This is a genomic window from Acinetobacter sp. (assembly GCF_049284435.1).
In the GTDB taxonomy this organism is placed as follows: Bacteria; Pseudomonadota; Gammaproteobacteria; order Pseudomonadales; family Moraxellaceae; genus Acinetobacter.
In genome coordinates this window covers 1-16,862 of sequence record NZ_JBAPXX010000056.1, presented here as the reverse complement: position 1 = coordinate 16,862, position 16,862 = coordinate 1, and the positions used below count along the sequence as shown (strand labels likewise).

14 protein-coding genes are annotated in these 16,862 nt (G+C 46.0%); 3 read left to right on the top strand and 11 right to left on the bottom strand.

The genetic code is table 11. The annotated features are described in order from the left end of the window. Positions 1–127: 127 nt before the first annotated feature. From WAK81_RS04785 to WAK81_RS04755, 7 genes are all read right to left on the bottom strand, one after another. The gene (locus WAK81_RS04785; RefSeq protein ID WP_004649270.1) at positions 128–325 is read right to left on the bottom strand and encodes a hypothetical protein; all 198 of its coding nucleotides are present in this window, start codon (positions 323–325) and stop codon (positions 128–130) included. 70 nt (positions 326–395) lie between these two features. Further along, positions 396–623, bottom strand: coding sequence for a hypothetical protein (locus WAK81_RS04780; protein ID WP_086185139.1), 228 nt, complete (start codon positions 621–623; stop codon positions 396–398). 112 nt (positions 624–735) lie between these two features. Then, positions 736–951, bottom strand: coding sequence for a cold-shock protein (locus tag WAK81_RS04775; RefSeq protein WP_005105001.1), 216 nt, complete (start codon positions 949–951; stop codon positions 736–738). A 626-nt stretch (positions 952–1,577) separates the two neighbouring features. Continuing rightward, positions 1,578–2,696, bottom strand: coding sequence for a molecular chaperone DnaJ (gene dnaJ / locus WAK81_RS04770; protein WP_422195900.1), 1,119 nt, complete (start codon positions 2,694–2,696; stop codon positions 1,578–1,580). Positions 2,697–2,800: 104 nt separating this feature from the next. Beyond that, entirely contained in the window at positions 2,801–3,178 is a 378-nt protein-coding gene (locus WAK81_RS04765; protein ID WP_422195899.1) for a hypothetical protein, read from the bottom strand. Between the two features lie 131 nt (positions 3,179–3,309). After that, positions 3,310–6,447, bottom strand: a complete 3,138-nt coding sequence (locus tag WAK81_RS04760; RefSeq protein ID WP_422195898.1) for an efflux RND transporter permease subunit — start codon at positions 6,445–6,447, stop codon at positions 3,310–3,312. 2 nt (positions 6,448–6,449) lie between these two features. Further along, the gene (locus tag WAK81_RS04755) at positions 6,450–7,553 is read right to left on the bottom strand and encodes an efflux RND transporter periplasmic adaptor subunit (RefSeq protein WP_422195897.1); all 1,104 of its coding nucleotides are present in this window, start codon (positions 7,551–7,553) and stop codon (positions 6,450–6,452) included. Between the two features lie 148 nt (positions 7,554–7,701). Here WAK81_RS04755 and WAK81_RS04750 point away from each other — a divergent pair, with 148 nt between their 5' ends. From WAK81_RS04750 to WAK81_RS04740, 3 genes are all read left to right on the top strand, one after another. Beyond that, positions 7,702–8,325, top strand: a complete 624-nt coding sequence (locus WAK81_RS04750; RefSeq protein WP_422195896.1) for a TetR/AcrR family transcriptional regulator — start codon at positions 7,702–7,704, stop codon at positions 8,323–8,325. A 149-nt stretch (positions 8,326–8,474) separates the two neighbouring features. Further along, positions 8,475–11,159, top strand: a complete 2,685-nt coding sequence (ppc, locus tag WAK81_RS04745) for a phosphoenolpyruvate carboxylase (protein ID WP_422195895.1) — start codon at positions 8,475–8,477, stop codon at positions 11,157–11,159. 296 nt (positions 11,160–11,455) lie between these two features. Beyond that, positions 11,456–12,751 (top strand): solute carrier family 23 protein, encoded by a 1,296-nt coding sequence (locus tag WAK81_RS04740; protein ID WP_422195894.1) that lies wholly within the window; start codon positions 11,456–11,458, stop codon positions 12,749–12,751. 121 nt (positions 12,752–12,872) lie between these two features. On the opposite strand, the gene WAK81_RS04735 is transcribed toward WAK81_RS04740, so the two are convergent. The 4 genes from WAK81_RS04735 to WAK81_RS04720 all read right to left on the bottom strand — a co-directional run. After that, positions 12,873–13,160, bottom strand: coding sequence for a chorismate mutase (locus tag WAK81_RS04735; RefSeq protein WP_422195893.1), 288 nt, complete (start codon positions 13,158–13,160; stop codon positions 12,873–12,875). Further along, positions 13,141–14,463: a hypothetical protein gene (locus tag WAK81_RS04730; RefSeq protein ID WP_422195892.1), complete on the bottom strand. Its 1,323-nt coding sequence runs from the start codon at positions 14,461–14,463 to the stop codon at positions 13,141–13,143. Before WAK81_RS04730 ends, WAK81_RS04735 begins: the two co-directional genes overlap by 20 nt. A 151-nt stretch (positions 14,464–14,614) precedes the next feature. Beyond that, the gene (ilvD, locus tag WAK81_RS04725) at positions 14,615–16,300 is read right to left on the bottom strand and encodes a dihydroxy-acid dehydratase (protein ID WP_422195891.1); all 1,686 of its coding nucleotides are present in this window, start codon (positions 16,298–16,300) and stop codon (positions 14,615–14,617) included. Between the two features lie 388 nt (positions 16,301–16,688). Beyond that, a partial coding sequence (locus tag WAK81_RS04720) for a hypothetical protein (RefSeq protein ID WP_422195901.1) occupies positions 16,689–16,862 on the bottom strand: 174 nt, incomplete at its 5' end.

The window sequence follows — 16,862 nt, the reverse complement described above, 5'->3', positions numbered from 1 at the left end:
ATGTATAAAAATCCGACATATAACTAAAAATAAGCAATAAAAATCCCCAACAGAATGTCGGGGATTTTTTTATAAAATTTAGTTCTAATAATCTGTATTAAGATAAATTAAATAGAATTCGGGTTATCTATATAATTTTGAAAATTTTCCCGCTTAATGTACTTTGAAAAAACATTTCGAAACTTGGCCGAATATCTTCACCATCAACGGTGATATGTTTTACATTAGAAGAAGATTGCGTATTAGCAAAATGTTTATCAACTGTTGCTTGAATAGCGTGTTTAACACCAAATTGATCTTTCACACTGATACTTTGTTTAAGCATTAATATACCTTTAATAATATTGTAGTAGAGAAATATATAAATTTAAATATTTGATATATATAATTATTATTTAAATAATTTTATGCTTTAACTTAAATAGTTGGTGTAAAGAAGTATAAAATGTACGACCATCTAAATTTAAATCAACCACAATCCCAGACTGAAGAAGAACTCTTTTTCCTACTTCAATTTTTTTTAAACCTTGACGTGTATTTTGCATTTTATTTAGGGGAATTAACGATACTATAATTTCAGTACCATTTTTAGATTTTGCAATTAAATCATTTATTTTTAACAACTTGAATCCTGTTTTTCTAAAGATTTTTCCAATTTGGAAAATAACTTAAAATTAAATTTTGAACGATAAAAAAAGCACTTATTAAGTGCTTTTTTTTACTGTTTATTCTTGCTTAGATAGCAACAATATTTACAGCATTCGGTCCCTTTTGACCTTGAGCTACACTGAATTCAACCAGCTGGCCTTCAAGCAAGGTTTTAAAACCTGAACTCGCAATTTCACTGAAATGAGCAAAAACATCTGGACCTGATTCTTGTTGAATAAAACCAAAACCTTTAGTTTCGTTGAACCACTTTACAGTACCTTTAACAACATTTGAGTTTGACATAATATATCCTAATAATTTTTAATAATTTTTAGTCATTTTATAGACTGATTATAACTTTGAAATAATAAAGAATGAGACTTAAAATCTGAAAAAAAACGAAGGATTATGACTAAAACTACGATACTTAAAGAAGATTTACCGAAACAAGACTTTTTTCTAGTTAAGTTAACTATACACTAAAAATTTAGATAATCAAGTTTTCTTATATATATATTTATTTTATTTATTAAAAAAATAAAATTTTTAAAATTTATAGTGATTTCAATAAGATTAAGCTTTCATTGTCATGATAACAAAATAAGAGTAATCTGCTGTACTGGTAAATTTGATAAGTAATAAATGCGATTATATAGCTCTGTAATAACAATATTAGCCTTTTTAGTTTCTGGAATAATGCTTTTTTCTCACTTACAAAATATCTATCACCCTCCAAATTTGAACTCATACTTTCTATTTAGATAATCAAATATAAAAACAGAAACCGCTTTTTAGGCGGTTTTTATGTTTAAGCGATACCTATCAAACAATAAGATCCTATCAACTAATAAATAGCATCTTCTAATCTAGAGTATCTTATCTATATAATAAAAAAGGACGCTTACGCGTCCTTTTTTACTTTCACTCAATTAATCAAACAAACGATCAAAGAATGATTTTTTCTTCGGTGAGGATTTGCTATCTTCACCATCCATGGTTTCTTGCAGTTCTTTTAACAGTTCACGTTGACGTGCACTTAAATTCACTGGTGTTTCTACCACAATACGGCACAGCAAGTCGCCTTGCATGCTGGTACGTACCGGTTTAACACCCTTACCACGTAAGCGGAACAGTTTACCTGTTTGCGTACCTTCCGGAATTTTTAGGCTAACACGGCCATCCAGCGTAGGAATCTGAACTTCCTTACCTAGGGCTGCATCAGCAATTGACACCGGTACATCCATATACAGGTCAGCGCCATCACGCTGGAAGATTTCATGCTCACGCACCACCACTTCTACGTACAAGTCACCTGACTGACCATCACGGATCGCTTCACCCTTACCGGTCAAGCGAACGCGGTCGCCATTGTCCACACCCGCAGGAATAGTGACTTCCAGGGTTTGCTGACGATCCGAAACACCTGAACCATGACATTTATTACATGGGTTCTTGATGATCTTGCCCTGACCACGACAGGTGCTACAGGTTTGCTGTACCGAGAAGAAACCTTGCTGCATACGCACTTGACCAGCACCATGACAGGTACGGCAGGTTTCTACATCGTTTGAATTTTTTGAACCCTTACCATCACAGGCATCACACGGTGCCGGTGCAGTAAAGGTAATGGTTTTCTTGACGCCTTTGACCGCTTCTTCCAGGGTCAGTTCCATCACATAACGTAAGTCTGAACCACGGCGTGCTCGTTGCTGGCCACGACCACCGCCGCCACCAAAAGCACCACCGAAAATATCACCGAACTGACTGAAAATATCTTCTGCGCTGAAACCACCGCCGAAGCCGCCACCGCCGCCCATACCACCTTCAAAGGCCTGATGGCCCATACGGTCGTACATGCTGCGCTTTTCACCATCAGAGAGCACTTCATAGGCTTCTGCTGCTTCTTTGAATTTCTCTTCAGCTTCAGCATTGTCCGGGTTACGGTCTGGATGATATTTCATCGCCAACTTACGGTAGGCTTTTTTGATTTCATCATCACTAGCGGTTTTAGCGACGCCCAAAACCTCATAATAATCACGTTTAGCCATGTCTGGCGATGCTCCTCACGGAATTTTGTTTAATATTCAACTGAGGTCTGAAATTGGGGTCAAACCGAGTTTTACAAGGGGAAATATGAAAAAAATTATACGCTTTAGAACACAGCTTTGTTTTGAGAGAATTTATGGATGCCTTTAAACCAGGCATTGATCAGGAAAATAAAGGCAATAAAGCTGAAAATTACCCCGGTCACTACACAGGCTTTGACCCATAACTGGCTGTCCCAGGCAAAGAAAAACAGGGGAATAAACCACAGCACAGCGAAGATCGCCAAAATAGTATAAATCACGATATTGCGCATGATCCACAGCGCCTGTGCCTGTAACCAGACTTCAGCATAATCAACCTGGGTGACTTTACGTGCGAACCAGTAAGCCAATAGTCCACTAAACAGGGTAAATAAGGCCAAAAACATGAAGACATAAGCCATCGCTACGGAACGTCGCATCTTGGTTAATGTATCTTGAGTCATGTTCGGTTCAACCTCGTTACCGTATTGGCAGCCCGGCCAATGCAGCAATTACTTATTTTTTTAAATTATAAAAATCTCAGGTGCTACTATATTGAAAATTTCCAAATTTCGCACCTGAAATTATGACAAATTTAAACAGAATTTAAACTTTTTTTCACTTTAAACCACTGTGCATATAGGGCAGGTAGGAAAAATAGGGTCAATAATGTCGCCACAATCAAACCACCCATAATCGCCACCGCCATTGGCCCAAAGAAAATACTGCGGGACAAGGGAATCATGGCCAGCACCGCAGCCAGTGCAGTTAATACAATCGGACGACAACGGCGTACCGTAGCATTGATAATCGCATCCCACTGCGATTCTCCGGCCTGAATATCCTGCTCGATCTGATCGATCAAAATCAGCGAGTTGCGCATGATCATTCCGGATAAAGCAATCGTCCCGAGCATGGCGACAAAGCCGAAAGGTTTATTGAACAATAACAGGAATAATACTACTCCAATGATGCCCAAAGGTGCAGTCAGGAACACAATAAAAGCCCGTGAGAAGCTCTTGAGCTGAATCATCAATAAAGTCATGACGACTGCGAGGAATAAAGGCATGCCTGCATTAACCGAGTTCTGTCCGCGAGCGGATTCTTCAACTGTACCCCCCACTTGCAGCAGATAACCATTCGGTAGCTCTGCCCGGATTTTTTCCAGTGGCTCTTTGAGTTCATTGACCACAGTAGCGGGTTGCAACTTGCTACGAATATCGGCACGCACGGTAATGGTCGGCAAGCGGTTACGATGCCAGATCAAGCCTTCTTCAAAGCTGTATTCAATTTTGGCAAGCTGCGCCAAAGGTACCGATCTACCGGTTGCGGTCGGAACAGCTAGACTGGCTAAAGATGCTACCTCCACCCGTTCAGCCTGAGCACCACGCAAACGGATCTCGATCAGTTCACGTTTTTCACGATACTGATCAATGCCGGCCCCCAAAATCGAGCTGTTGAGTACATTGGCCAGTTCACTGCTGCTCACCCCAAGCTGACGGGCACGATCCTGATCAATCTGCAATTTGATGACTTTGCTCGGCTCCCCCCAGTCCAGATGCACATTGGTGGTATTCGGATTCTCACTCACGGTGGCAGCGACTTTCTGTGCCCATTCACGCACCAGTCCTAAGTCTTCCCCCGATACCCGGAACTGCAGTGGATAGCCCACAGGTGGACCATTTTCCAGCAAGGACACCCGGGTACGCACTTCCGGCAATAACCTGCGAATCTGGTCACTTAAGGATTTACGGATTTCATTCCGGTCTTCCAGCGATGAAGCCAATACCACAAACTGGGCAAAGCTGCTTTGCGGCAACTGCTGATCGAGCGGTAAATAGAAACGTGGAGAACCAATCCCGACATAAGCCACATAGTTATCAATGCCCTGCTGTTTCGATAAAAAAGCTTCGACTTTTTTTACTGCAGCCTCGGTAGCCTTCAGGGATGCGCCTTCTTCAAGTTTCAAATCTATCAGAATTTCAGCTCGGTTCGAGGGCGGGAAAAACTGCTGCGGCACCAGCTTAAACATTAAAATAGACAGAATAAAAATTCCGACCGTGGCAGCAATGACAGTTTTACGATAGGTCACACAGGCATCGACCCAACGGCGAAAACCCCGATAAAACCGGGTTTGATAAGGGTCATAATGTTCGCCGGCATGATGCACAATCGGCGCCGGTTCCGGCTGTTTGCGCAGACGTGCCCAAAGCCGCTGATACCACGGCGCTTTTTGAATTAAATCTTTGTTGAAATCCGGTAGAAGTTTATCGCCTAAATATGGCACAAACAGTACCGCGGCCAGCCAGGATACCAGCAATGCGATGGTCACCACCTGGAAAATCGAACGGGTATATTCCCCGGTACTCGAGGCTGCAGTGGCGATCGGCAGAAAACCGGCAGCGGTAATCAGGGTCCCGGTCAGCATCGGAAAAGCCGTGGTGCGCCAGGCATGCCCGGCCGCCTGCAAACGGCTATAACCCTGCTCCATTTTAATCGCCATCATTTCAATCGCGATAATGGCATCATCGACTAGCAGACCGAGAGCCAAAATCAGCGCTCCCAAGGAAATTTTATGCAGTCCGACATCAAACAGCTGCATACCAGCAAAGGTCATGGCCAGCACCAGCGGAATCGAGAAAGCCACCACCAGACCGGTCCGGAAACCGAGCGAGAAAAAACTGACCAGCAATACGATAATCACCGCTTCTGCCAGCACTTTCATAAATTCGTTAATACTGCGTTTGACTGCCACCGGCTGATCGGAGACTTTTTGCAGTTCCATACCTAGCGGCAGGGCTTTCTGCAGGCGGGCGAATTCCTGTTCCAGATTTTTACCCAAGGCAATGATGTCCCCACCCTTGCGCATGGACACGGCAATGCCAATGCCGTTTTCGCCCATAAAGCGCATCCGCGGCTGTGCCGGATCACTAAAGCCACGATAGACTTCCGCTACATCTCCCAACTGAATGGTTTTGCCATTTACCAGCAGCGGCATCTGTCTTAATTCTTCAACACTGTTTAATGCACCACTGACCCGCACCTGAATCCGGTCTGAGCCGGTTTCAAAAAAACCGGACTGGGTTGTGGCATTTTGCTGCTGCAGGGCTTGCTGAATCGCCATGACTGGAACGCCCAGCTGAATGGCCTTGGTATTGGAAATCTCAATCCAGATTTTCTGGTCTTGCAGGCCAATCAGCTCAACTTTGGCAACATCTTTTACCCGTTGCAATTGCAGCTGTAAGCGGTCGGCGTATTCCTTGAGGGTCGCATAATCAAAATCTTTACCCTTGAGCACATAAATATTGCCAAAGGTATCGCCGAATTCATCATTAAAGAACGGACCTTGTACCCCTTGTGGCAATTCATGCCGGATATCACCCACCTTTTTGCGCACATTATACCAGACATCAGCCACATCTTTCGAAGCCAGGGAATCCTTGGCAACAAAAGTCACCATGGATTCACCCGGACGCGAATAGGCCATGATACGGTCATACTGACCCGTGGTCATCAGTTCCTTTTCAATCCGGTCAGTGACCTGTAGGGATACTTCTTTGGCACTGGCACCCGGCCAATAGGTCTGGATCACCATGACTTTAAAGGTAAAAGGCGGATCTTCACTTTGTGACAGTTTGGAATAAGAGACGATGCCGATCAGACCCAGCAGGATCATAAAATACAGCACCAGACCTTTATTTTTTAAAGCCCATTCCGACAGGTTAAAGTTCATGCTTAACTCCCTGCCTGAATGGTCACACGACGGTTTTCACGATCAATCGGATTGATTTTTTGCTGGTTACGCAGCAGATGCACGCCGCCAATCACCACATAGTCTTCCGGCTTCAGGCCACTGAGTACAGGAACACTATCCCGGCCATAGGCACCGAGCTGAACCGGAACTTTACGCAAGGTATGATCCGGCTGGACCACCATTACATAAGCCTGCTGATCCGTTGCCGAGACACTGGATAGCGGCACACTGAGCATATTGTCGCGGCTGTGCTGGAAAAACACCCGGGCACTTTGCCCCAGCTGGATCTGGCCATTCCCTTCACGTAAGGAGACTTTAACCCGGAAGGTACGCGACTGGTCCGCTGCCGGTGAAATCTCACGGACAATGGCAGCAAATTTTTCTTCAGGTTTGGACCATAAGGTGACCATAGCCGCTTGCCCCACCCTGATTTCAGCAATCGCCTGTTCCGGTACGCCAATCACCACTTCACGCTCACCGGCAATCGCCAGTTCATACGCCGCCTGCCCTGCAGCGACGACCTGACCTGTTTCAATATTGCGCGCAGTGATCACGCCGTTTTTAGTAGCAATCAGCTGGTTATAAGCAGTCTGGTTTTTAGCCGTATCATAATTGGATTGTGCCTGCTTCAGATTTGACATTGCGGTCTTGTACTGGTTTTCGATCGCGTCATATTGTGAGCGGCTTACGGCATTGGATGGCAATAACTGCTTGAAACGTTGTAATTCATCCTGAGCAATCTTAGTGGCAGACTGCGCACTTTCCAGCTGGGCACGTGCTGCATTCAGCTGCAGCTGGGCATCTTTGACATCCAGAGTCGCCAAAACTTGCCCGACTTTTACTTGGTCACCGACATCGGCAAAGCGCTGGGTCACCTGTCCAGCGACCCGAAATGCCAGCGCCGTTTGCTGGCGCGCCTGCACATCACCGGCATAACTTTTTAGTTCATGCTGTGAAGTAGTGGGTGTGGCCACCATGACAAAGGGAACTTCCTGTTCTGCTGCAGCAGTATCTTTGCTGCACCCGGTTAAGGTCACGCTGCAAAGCACCACCATGCCAGCCAATACGCTGTAAATCCTGCTCATCTTATTCGCTCTTATCTGATCGTCTTTTTTAGGGCAAACTATGCTGATATATTGAATTGCTTGTTTTTTAATTAATATACCACCCGGTACACTAATTACAACTAAAGCTTCAAAGCAATGACCGTATTGACTTTTTTTGGAAAAAATTGTGCAAATACCTGTAGGACGACCCAAGGATCTGGAAAAGCGTCAGCGCATCCTGAGTGTGGCCAAAGCGCTGTTTTTAGCGCATGGCTATCATGCCTCCAGCATGAACCAGATTGCACGTGAGGCAGGTGTAACCAAGCTGACGGTGTATAACCATTTTCAGGACAAGGCGACCCTGTTTAGCTGTGCGATTGAGGATACCTGTGAAGCCATTCTGCATGAACATCCTCAGCTCTTGCAGCCGAGCAGTGACTTTGCGCAGGAGTTTTATCAGGCCTGTCAGCGCGCTTTAAATATTATTCATTTACCAGAAGCGATCAAGCTGGACCTGCTACTGATGGAACTGGCCTCGCAGCAAAGTCCTTTAGCAGAACAGTTTTATCAGGCCTCGCATAGCAAACTAGATGCGGTCTGGAATAATTTCTTTGCCTTGGCCCAGCAGTACCGCTTTATTCAGGTCGATCTTCCAGAAAAACAGACCGAGCTGATTGTGTCCCTGCTGACCGGAACCCGTCATCAGAAAATCCTGCTTGGTCTCAGCCCTCCCCCTTCAAGTGCAGAACAGCAACAGATTATTAGCGAGGCCATTGAACTGTTTATGCTGAAATATGCCCTGCCTGACTAAAGCCTTTCCTCCGGACTGATTACATATAAGCGCATGTGGCCTAAAATTTGCTAAAAAAGCAGCCAATGCTCTGCAACTTTTGTCTCTAGGGGACTTGGATTGTCATGCAGTCGCGGTATAGTCAAAGCACGCATGTGAGGGAATAAAAAATGATTCAACAGATTGATGCACCACTACGCGAAGACGTACGCTTACTGGGTAATTTGCTTGGGGAAACCTTAAAATTACATGCCGGGCAGGATTTGTTTAATCAGATCGAGCAGATCCGTGCCCTGTCCAAAGGCGCTCGCGATGGACAGGTCGAAGCAGAAAAACAACTGGAACAATTGTTTTTGAGTCTGGAAGATGCAGAAATCCTGCCACTGACCCGTGCCTTTACCCACTTTTTAAACTTTGCCAATATTGCCGAACAATATCATGTGGTGCGTCGCCGCCGTCAGAGCGAGTTTGATGACACTGCAGAATCACCTAATCCCTTGGTGCCTTTATTTGAAAAATTTAAACAGCAGGAAATTTCTGCTGACACGCTGTATCAGCAAATCTGTGAACTGAAAATTGAACTGGTACTGACCGCGCATCCCACAGAAGTCAGCCGCCGGACCCTGATTCAAAAATATGATGGCATCAATAATGCCCTGTCCAAATTCGACCAGCAGGAACTGACTCCACGTGAACGTCAGGCAGTCCTGGCCGATCTGAAACAGCTGATCAGCTCCGCCTGGCAAACCGATGAAATCCGTCAGCATCGCCCGACTCCGATCGATGAAGCCAAATGGGGTTTTACCACCATTGAACAGACCCTGTGGAATGCGGTCCCGAAATTTATCCGGGAACTAAATGGCATGGTTCAAGCGCAATGTGGCCAGAACCTGCCCTTAGATGTAGCACCAGTACGTTTTGCCTCCTGGATGGGTGGTGACCGCGATGGCAATCCGAATGTCACCCACACCGTCACTCAGGAAGTACTGTGGCTGTCGCGCTGGAAAGCAGCCGATCTCTATGTACGCGATATTGAAAACCTGCGCTGGGAACTGTCCATTCAGCAATGCAGTCCGGAAATTTCCGAAGCTTTGGGCCAGCCCCATCCTGAACCCTATCGTGAATATTTACGTGACACCCGTACCCGCCTGAAAGCGACGCGGCACTGGCTGGCAGAAAAATTAAAAGGCAATGATGCCGATGACAGTCTGGTAATTAAAAGTAAAGATGAACTTTTACAGCCACTCCTGACCTGCTACCGCTCACTGATGGACTGCAATCTGGCCGAAATTGCCAATGGCAGCCTGCTGGACTTTATTTACCGGGTCAACAGTTTTGGGATCGAGCTACTGAAACTGGATATCCGCCAGGAATCCGGCCGTCACCGTCAGGCGATTTCAGCCATTACTGAATATTTGGGACTGGGGAATTTTGAAACCTGGACCGAACAGGCCCGTCAAAACTTTTTACTGCAGGAATTGCAAAGCAAACGTCCGTTACTGCCGAAACATCTGAATGAACCGGCCGGTAGCCTGATTGAACATCCGGATGTACAGGAAGTCTTTGCCACCATGCGCACACTGGCCGAACAGCCGAGCGAGTCTCTGGGTGCCTATATTATTTCCATGGCAGAATATCCAAGTGATGTGCTGGCCGTACTGCTTTTACAAAAAGAAGCCGGCATCGAGCAGGCGTTACGGGTTGTTCCCCTGTTTGAAACCTTAAAAGACCTGGATGGTGCAGCCGCAACCATGTCGACCCTTTTCAATATGCACTGGTACAAACAGCATATTCAGGGTAAGCATGAGGTCATGATTGGCTATTCGGATTCTGCCAAGGATGCCGGTTTTATGTCGGCCAACTGGGCCCAATATCGTGCCCAAGAAGAACTGACAGCAGTTGCCCAGCAACATGGCGTGCAATTGACCCTGTTCCATGGTCGTGGCGGTTCAATCAGCCGTGGTGGTGCGCCAACCCAGCAAGCCTTGTTCTCTCAGCCACCGGGTTCTATTTCCGGTGCGATCCGGGTGACTGAACAGGGCGAAATGATCCGCTTTAAATTCGGGCTGGAAGAAATCGCGCTGCAAAATCTGGAAATTTATACCGCTGCAACACTGGAAGCGACCTTGCTCCCGCCACCCGAACCGAAACAGGAATGGCGCGACCTGATGCATCAAATGACTGAACTGTCGGTTCAGGTCTATCGCCAGACCGTACGGGAAAATCCGCATTTTGTAAAATACCTGCGTACCGTTACCCCTGAACTTGAACTGCAGATGCTGCCACTGGGTTCACGTCCCGCCAAACGTAAAGTCAGTGGTGGGATTGAATCCTTGCGTGCCATTCCCTGGGTATTTGCCTGGACCCAGATTCGCCTGATGTTGCCTGCCTGGCTCGGTACCGGTGCCGCACTGAATGAAGTCCTGGATCAGGGACAGCATAATGTACTCGATGAGATGCTGGCCGAATGGCCATATTTCCAGACCCTGATTGATATGCTCGAAATGGTATTATCCAAAGCCGACGCGCATGTGGCGCTATATTATGAATCGCATCTGACACAGGATGAAGATCTAAAAATTCTGGGGACAGAGTTACGCCAACGTTTGCAGGATGCGGTACAAACCCTGTTAAGCTTGAAAGGTGAGTCGAAACTGCTCAGCAGCAATGGCGTACTCGATCAGTCCATGAAGGTACGTAAACCCTATCTGTTACCATTGCACTTGCTGCAAGCTGAACTGATGAAACGTCGCCGTTTATATCTGGAACAGCAACAGGCCGAAAACACCCCGGTAGATCATGCGCTGATGGTCAGTATTGCCGGTATTGCAGCCGGTCTTCGTAATACTGGCTAAGCAAAAATGCCCATTTGAAAGCACATCCTGATGATGTGCTTTTTTATTAACCAGTCAATAGCCAGGAAATATTTTATTTTATATAGTAAATCAGATTTATTTATAGATAACCCTATTGATAATAAGAAATTAATCTACTGATTTCACTTTACTTTTAACTCAGTATTCTTTTACCGTCCGGTAAAATCTTAAATAAAGTCATAGAATTAATTTGAACAAAAATTTTGTTTAAGTGATTAAATCTTCTAAAGAACAAGAGTATGATGTGCACAATTTATCTTTTGAGTGCTCATTTTATGTCCAGTTGGTTTCCCAAATGGCGCCCTTATGAGGGCAGTATCGATGCACGACCAGTAGGTACCGCAGAGTATTTGCCACCCGCACAAACGCTAATTTTGGGTGTACAACATGCTTTTGCCATGTTTGGCGCGACTGTACTGGCACCTTTTTTAATGGGCTTTGATCCTAACCTGGCGATTTTAATGTCAGGGATCTGTACCGTTCTGTTCTTTTTAATCACCGGTGGCCGGGTTCCAAGTTATTTAGGTTCAAGCTTTGCCTTTATTGGTGTGGTGATCGCGGCAACCGGTTATGCGGGTGGTGGCGGACTGAATCCGAATATTGGCGTTGCAGCAGGCGGGATTATTGCATGTGGCATCTTATATGCACTCATGGGCTTTCTGGTCATGGCGACAGGCACCCGCTGGATTGAAAAATTGATGCCGCCTGTGGTGACCGGTGCCGTGGTGATGATTATTGGCCTGAACCTTGCCCCGGTCACGGTGAAAAGCGTGATGGGCAATACTTTCAATATGTGGATGTCCCTGGTCACTGTGCTGTGCATGGGTTCAATTGCCGTATTCACCCGTGGCTTATTACAGCGCCTGCTGTTGTTGGTTGGCCTGTTATTGGCCTATCTGATCTACTTTGTACTCAGCAATGTCATGGGTTATGGCACTGCGATCAATTTCCTTCCCATTCAGCAAGCAGCCTGGTTCGGCTTACCGACTTTCCACGCACCGACCTTTGAATTGAATGCCATGTTGATCATTGCGCCGATTGCCTTGATTCTGGTGGCTGAAAATCTGGGGCATATTAAAGCCGTAGGCGCGATGACTGGTGAAAACCTGGATCCGCATATTGGTAAAGCCTTTGTGGCAGATGGTGTTGCAACCACTTTAGCCGGTGGTGTGGGTGCGCCGGGTATGACCACCTATGGTGAAAACATTGGTGTAATGGCCGTAACACGGGTTTACTCGACTATCATCTTTGCAGTCGCGGGTGTCTTTGCCGTATTCCTGGGTTTATCGCCTAAGTTTGGTGCGATTATTCACACGATTCCGACAGCAATTCTGACCGGTGCTTCGATTGTAGTCTTTGGTTTGATTACCATTGCCGGTGCCAAAATCTGGATTGAGAACAAGGTCGATTTTTCGCAGAACAAGAACCTGATGGTGGCTGCGGTGACCATTATTTTAGGTACCGGTGATTTTGCCCTGACTTTCGGCAGCTTCAATTTGGGTGGTATTGGTACGGCAACGTTTGCTGCACTGATCCTGAACTGGTTCTTTAGCCTGGCCGATAAAAAATAAAACTCGAAATAAAAGTATTGAGCAGCCGAATGGCTGCTTTTTTTATCTTTGTATTTTTCAACTTTGCAATTAAAAAAATGAAAAGAAGCCCCGCAAGGCTTCTGTTAAAGCACAAGTCTGGTTAAGGACGAAACTCTTTCAGTTCACGTTGAATAAAGTATTGGAACATTTCACGATAGAGATGTTCGATAAATGCCGGATCAACGCCCTGCTGCTGCGCCAATGCTCTGACATTTTCCACAATCTGTTCCATGCGTTCCGGTGACTGTAAATCGGTTTCGGTTTTTTTAAACCGGGTGGTTTGATCGACATAAAATTGACGCGCCGCGATCAGCTCAACGAAAGCTGTATCAATGGCATCGATCTGTTGACGTGCATGTTCTAGTGATTCAGCTTTGATCTTTTCCATGTTTTTTCAGTTCACTTTCAGTTTGATTATTACTCTTATACTTTTCTTCTAACACATTACTGAAAATACTTTCAATCATCCAGACCCGATATAAGCTATTAAATGTATAACTTTGATCATCTATGCGTAATTCCAGTACCGGAAAATTCGGCTGGGACTTCATTTCACACAGCATATCGTTATCCTGCAGCTTGGCCAGAATATCGTCCTGGGTCAGATCCACAATATTTAACTGTTGCTGTAAACGCTTGAAATGGGGTGCATAAGACAGGTCTTCACCACGGGTCCAGACGGCCTGCAAGATCTGGTACATCGCCTCAATCCGCTGCTCCTCGGGACAGCTATAAAATAACTGTGCCATTGGCGCAATCGCCTGCTCGGTCGGTCGGCAGAACGGGGTAAATTCTACTTCCGTCCGTTTGGATAACCGTGTGGCAAGACTCCAGTCAAACTCATCCCGGCCGCGATAGGACAAGGGATAGACATTCAGCTGAATATTATAATAATCCGCCAGTTCTTCCTTAATATAGGCCAGTAATAGCCAGGAAATCGGATCTTCCAGCGCGATATACAAGTCCAGTTCCGGATCCATCGACTGGATTTCGTTCAGTTCTTCAGCATCACTGATCAGATGTTCAAGCCATTCAATGTGATCGATCAGAAAAATGGGATTACCGGTCAGCAGTTTTTGCTGCTCCAGACGCCGGGTCAGACGCAACAGGTCATCGACCGCCTGATACTGGCGTCCGCCTAAATTAAAATAGCTGGCCAGAATCGGGGTCTGATCAAAAATACGTTCGGGAAAGTCCTGTGGCTGATGATGGCGACTGGCCATGGCATAAAGAGTTCGTAATTTTCCGGTCTGTTTTTGCCAGAGCATATGGAAGACATCTTCCAGCAAATACAGGAAATCCTGTCCACGCAGCGGCGTATGCCGCAAAATCAGTTCGGCCTGTGTTAAGGCCTCAGCGCTCGGTAATTCCGGGGTATCATGAAAACTGAAACGATGCTGTTTCGACAAGATTTTCGCATCATTAATCGTATAGTGCTGCCATTCATCAAAAGACATCTGGTTCGGCGCTTCGGCATGCTCACTGGAAATGATCACTTTCAGCGGCTTCAGTGCCGGACTTAAAATTTCTTCGAGCTGGGGCAGTTGCTGTACCGCCAGATAACTGTACACATCATCTAGTCTTAAATGGATACTCAGCCCATCTTCAATAGATAACACCGTTTGAAGGGTCGGTTTTTGGTAAAACCAACTCGATCGGATTGGATCAAACCAACGGCGTAACAGGGACATGAGATCGGCCTCGACAAGAATGACGGTGCGCAGCTCAACACATGAGAAGCTGCGCAGAATAATCTATTTTTAAGATCGCAGAAGCCAAAGCTCTGCAGGGTGTAAAAACTTATATCAAGTCATAAGCAAATGTTCAATGTTTAACAATGGATTAGAGATCAAGATTCAGGTCAGTGACTGCACCGGTTTCTGCACCTGAAGTCAGTTTGGCGAATTTGGCCAGCGCACCGTGGGTATAGTTTGGCTGAGGTTTGGTCCAGGCCGCTTGACGTGCGGCAATTTCTTCTTCCGCAACATGCCAGGTCATTTCCTGGGTTTCAGCATTAATTGAAATCTGATCACCATTTTTCACCAGACCAATCGGGCCGCCCTCATAAGCTTCTGGCGTCACATGACCAATCACAAAGCCATGACTGCCACCAGAGAAGCGTCCGTCAGTAATTAAAGCCACCGAAGCGCCCAGACCTTTACCAATAATGGCAGAAGTCGGTTTCAGCATTTCCGGCATGCCCGGACCACCTTTAGGGCCGACGCCACGAATTACCACCACTTCACCCGGCTGGACTTCGCCATCCAGAATCCCGCGCATGGCACCCTGCTCGCCTTCAAATACCCGGGCCGGACCGGCAAAATGCAGACCTTCCTTACCGGTAATCTTGGCCACGGCCCCTTTCGGCGACAGATTGCCTTTTAAAATCACCAGATGGGAATCTTTCTTCACGGGCGCATCAAAAGGCAGAATAATCTGCTGACCTTCTGGATAGTCCTGAACCTCAGCCAGGTTTTCTGCCAGAGTCTTACCAGTAACTGTCAGACATGAGCCATCCAGCATACCGGCATCCAGCATACGCTTCATCAGCGGTTGAATCCCACCAATCGCAATCAGTTCTGACATTAAATATTTACCGGATGGACGCACATCAGCCACCACCGGAATATCTTTACCAATCCGCACGAAATCATCCAGACTCAGTTCAACCCCTGCGGTATGTGCCATGGCTAGCAGATGCAACACGCCATTGGTTGAACCACCCAGCGCAATCAAGACCTTGATCGAATTTTCGAAAGCAGCCTTGGTCATAATATCGCGCGGCTTGATATCCAGTCGCAATAGATTCATGACTGCTTCACCGGCACGGGCACAGTCGATTTGTTTGTCATCCGAAATCGCTTCTTGCGCGGACGAACCCGGCAAGCTCATACCGAGTGCTTCAATCGCAGAGGCCATCGAGTTGGCAGTGTACATGCCGCCACAGGAGCCCGGACCCGGCAAAGACACTTCTTCAATATGCTTGACCTGAATCGCGTTGATTTCACCTTTGGCATATTGACCGACTGCTTCAAATACAGAAATCATGTCGGTATGGCCTTCGCCCGGTTTGATGGTGCCACCATAAATAAACAGACCGGGACGGTTTAGACGTGCCAGTCCCATAATGCAGCCCGGCATGTTTTTATCACAGCCACCAATCGCGATAACCCCATCATAGGCCTGACAGCCCACCACAGTTTCAATCGAGTCTGCGATCACTTCCCGTGATAGCAGTGAATATTTCATGCCTTCCGTACCATTGGAAATACCATCTGAAATAGTAATGGTATTGAAGATAATGCCCTTACCACCGGCAGCACTCACGCCCTGTTCTACAGTTCTAGCCAGACCATCAATATGCATATTACATGGTGTGACATTGGCCCAGGTCGAAGCGATGCCAATAAATGGCCGTTCAAAATCAGCATCTTTAAAACCGGTAGCACGCATCATGGAACGCGCCGGTGCATTTTCAATGCCTTCATAAACGGGGGCTGAATGCTCGCGGATATTATCTTTACTCATTATTTTCTTCCTGGGCGATGACCAATTTTAAGCTTCGGTCTTGGACAATTTATTTTAAGGTCATTGTATAGAATTAAAACAAAGCAATACAGCTTTCAGCTGCTTCTATAATATTTGATACATGCCAAAGTCATCTGCAACTGTCCGAGGCAGGACTACAATTAATATTTACTGTTTCTGCGATATAAGTGAAAAATGCCAGTTTCGGACGAGTTTTGCAGATGATAGTGGTTTTGCCTACTTTTGCCGAAACAAAAGTAGGTCGAACCGAAGGTTATAAACTGCAATTAAACAATTTCCTTTAAGACCCCGTCTTACTGAACCTATAAATTTCAAATAAAAAAAGCACCCCATCTGGAGTACTTTTTTAATCTGTAAGCGCTACAAATTAGATCTCACGAACAGCACCTTTCGCTGCACTAGTGGTATGCATTGCATAGGCTTTGAGTGCTTTTGAAATTTTACGTGGACGTTCTTCAGCAGGTTTCCAACCTTTGGCTTCTTGCGCTGCACGACGTTCAGCCATCACTGATTCTTCAACCGCTAGGTGAATGGTACGGTT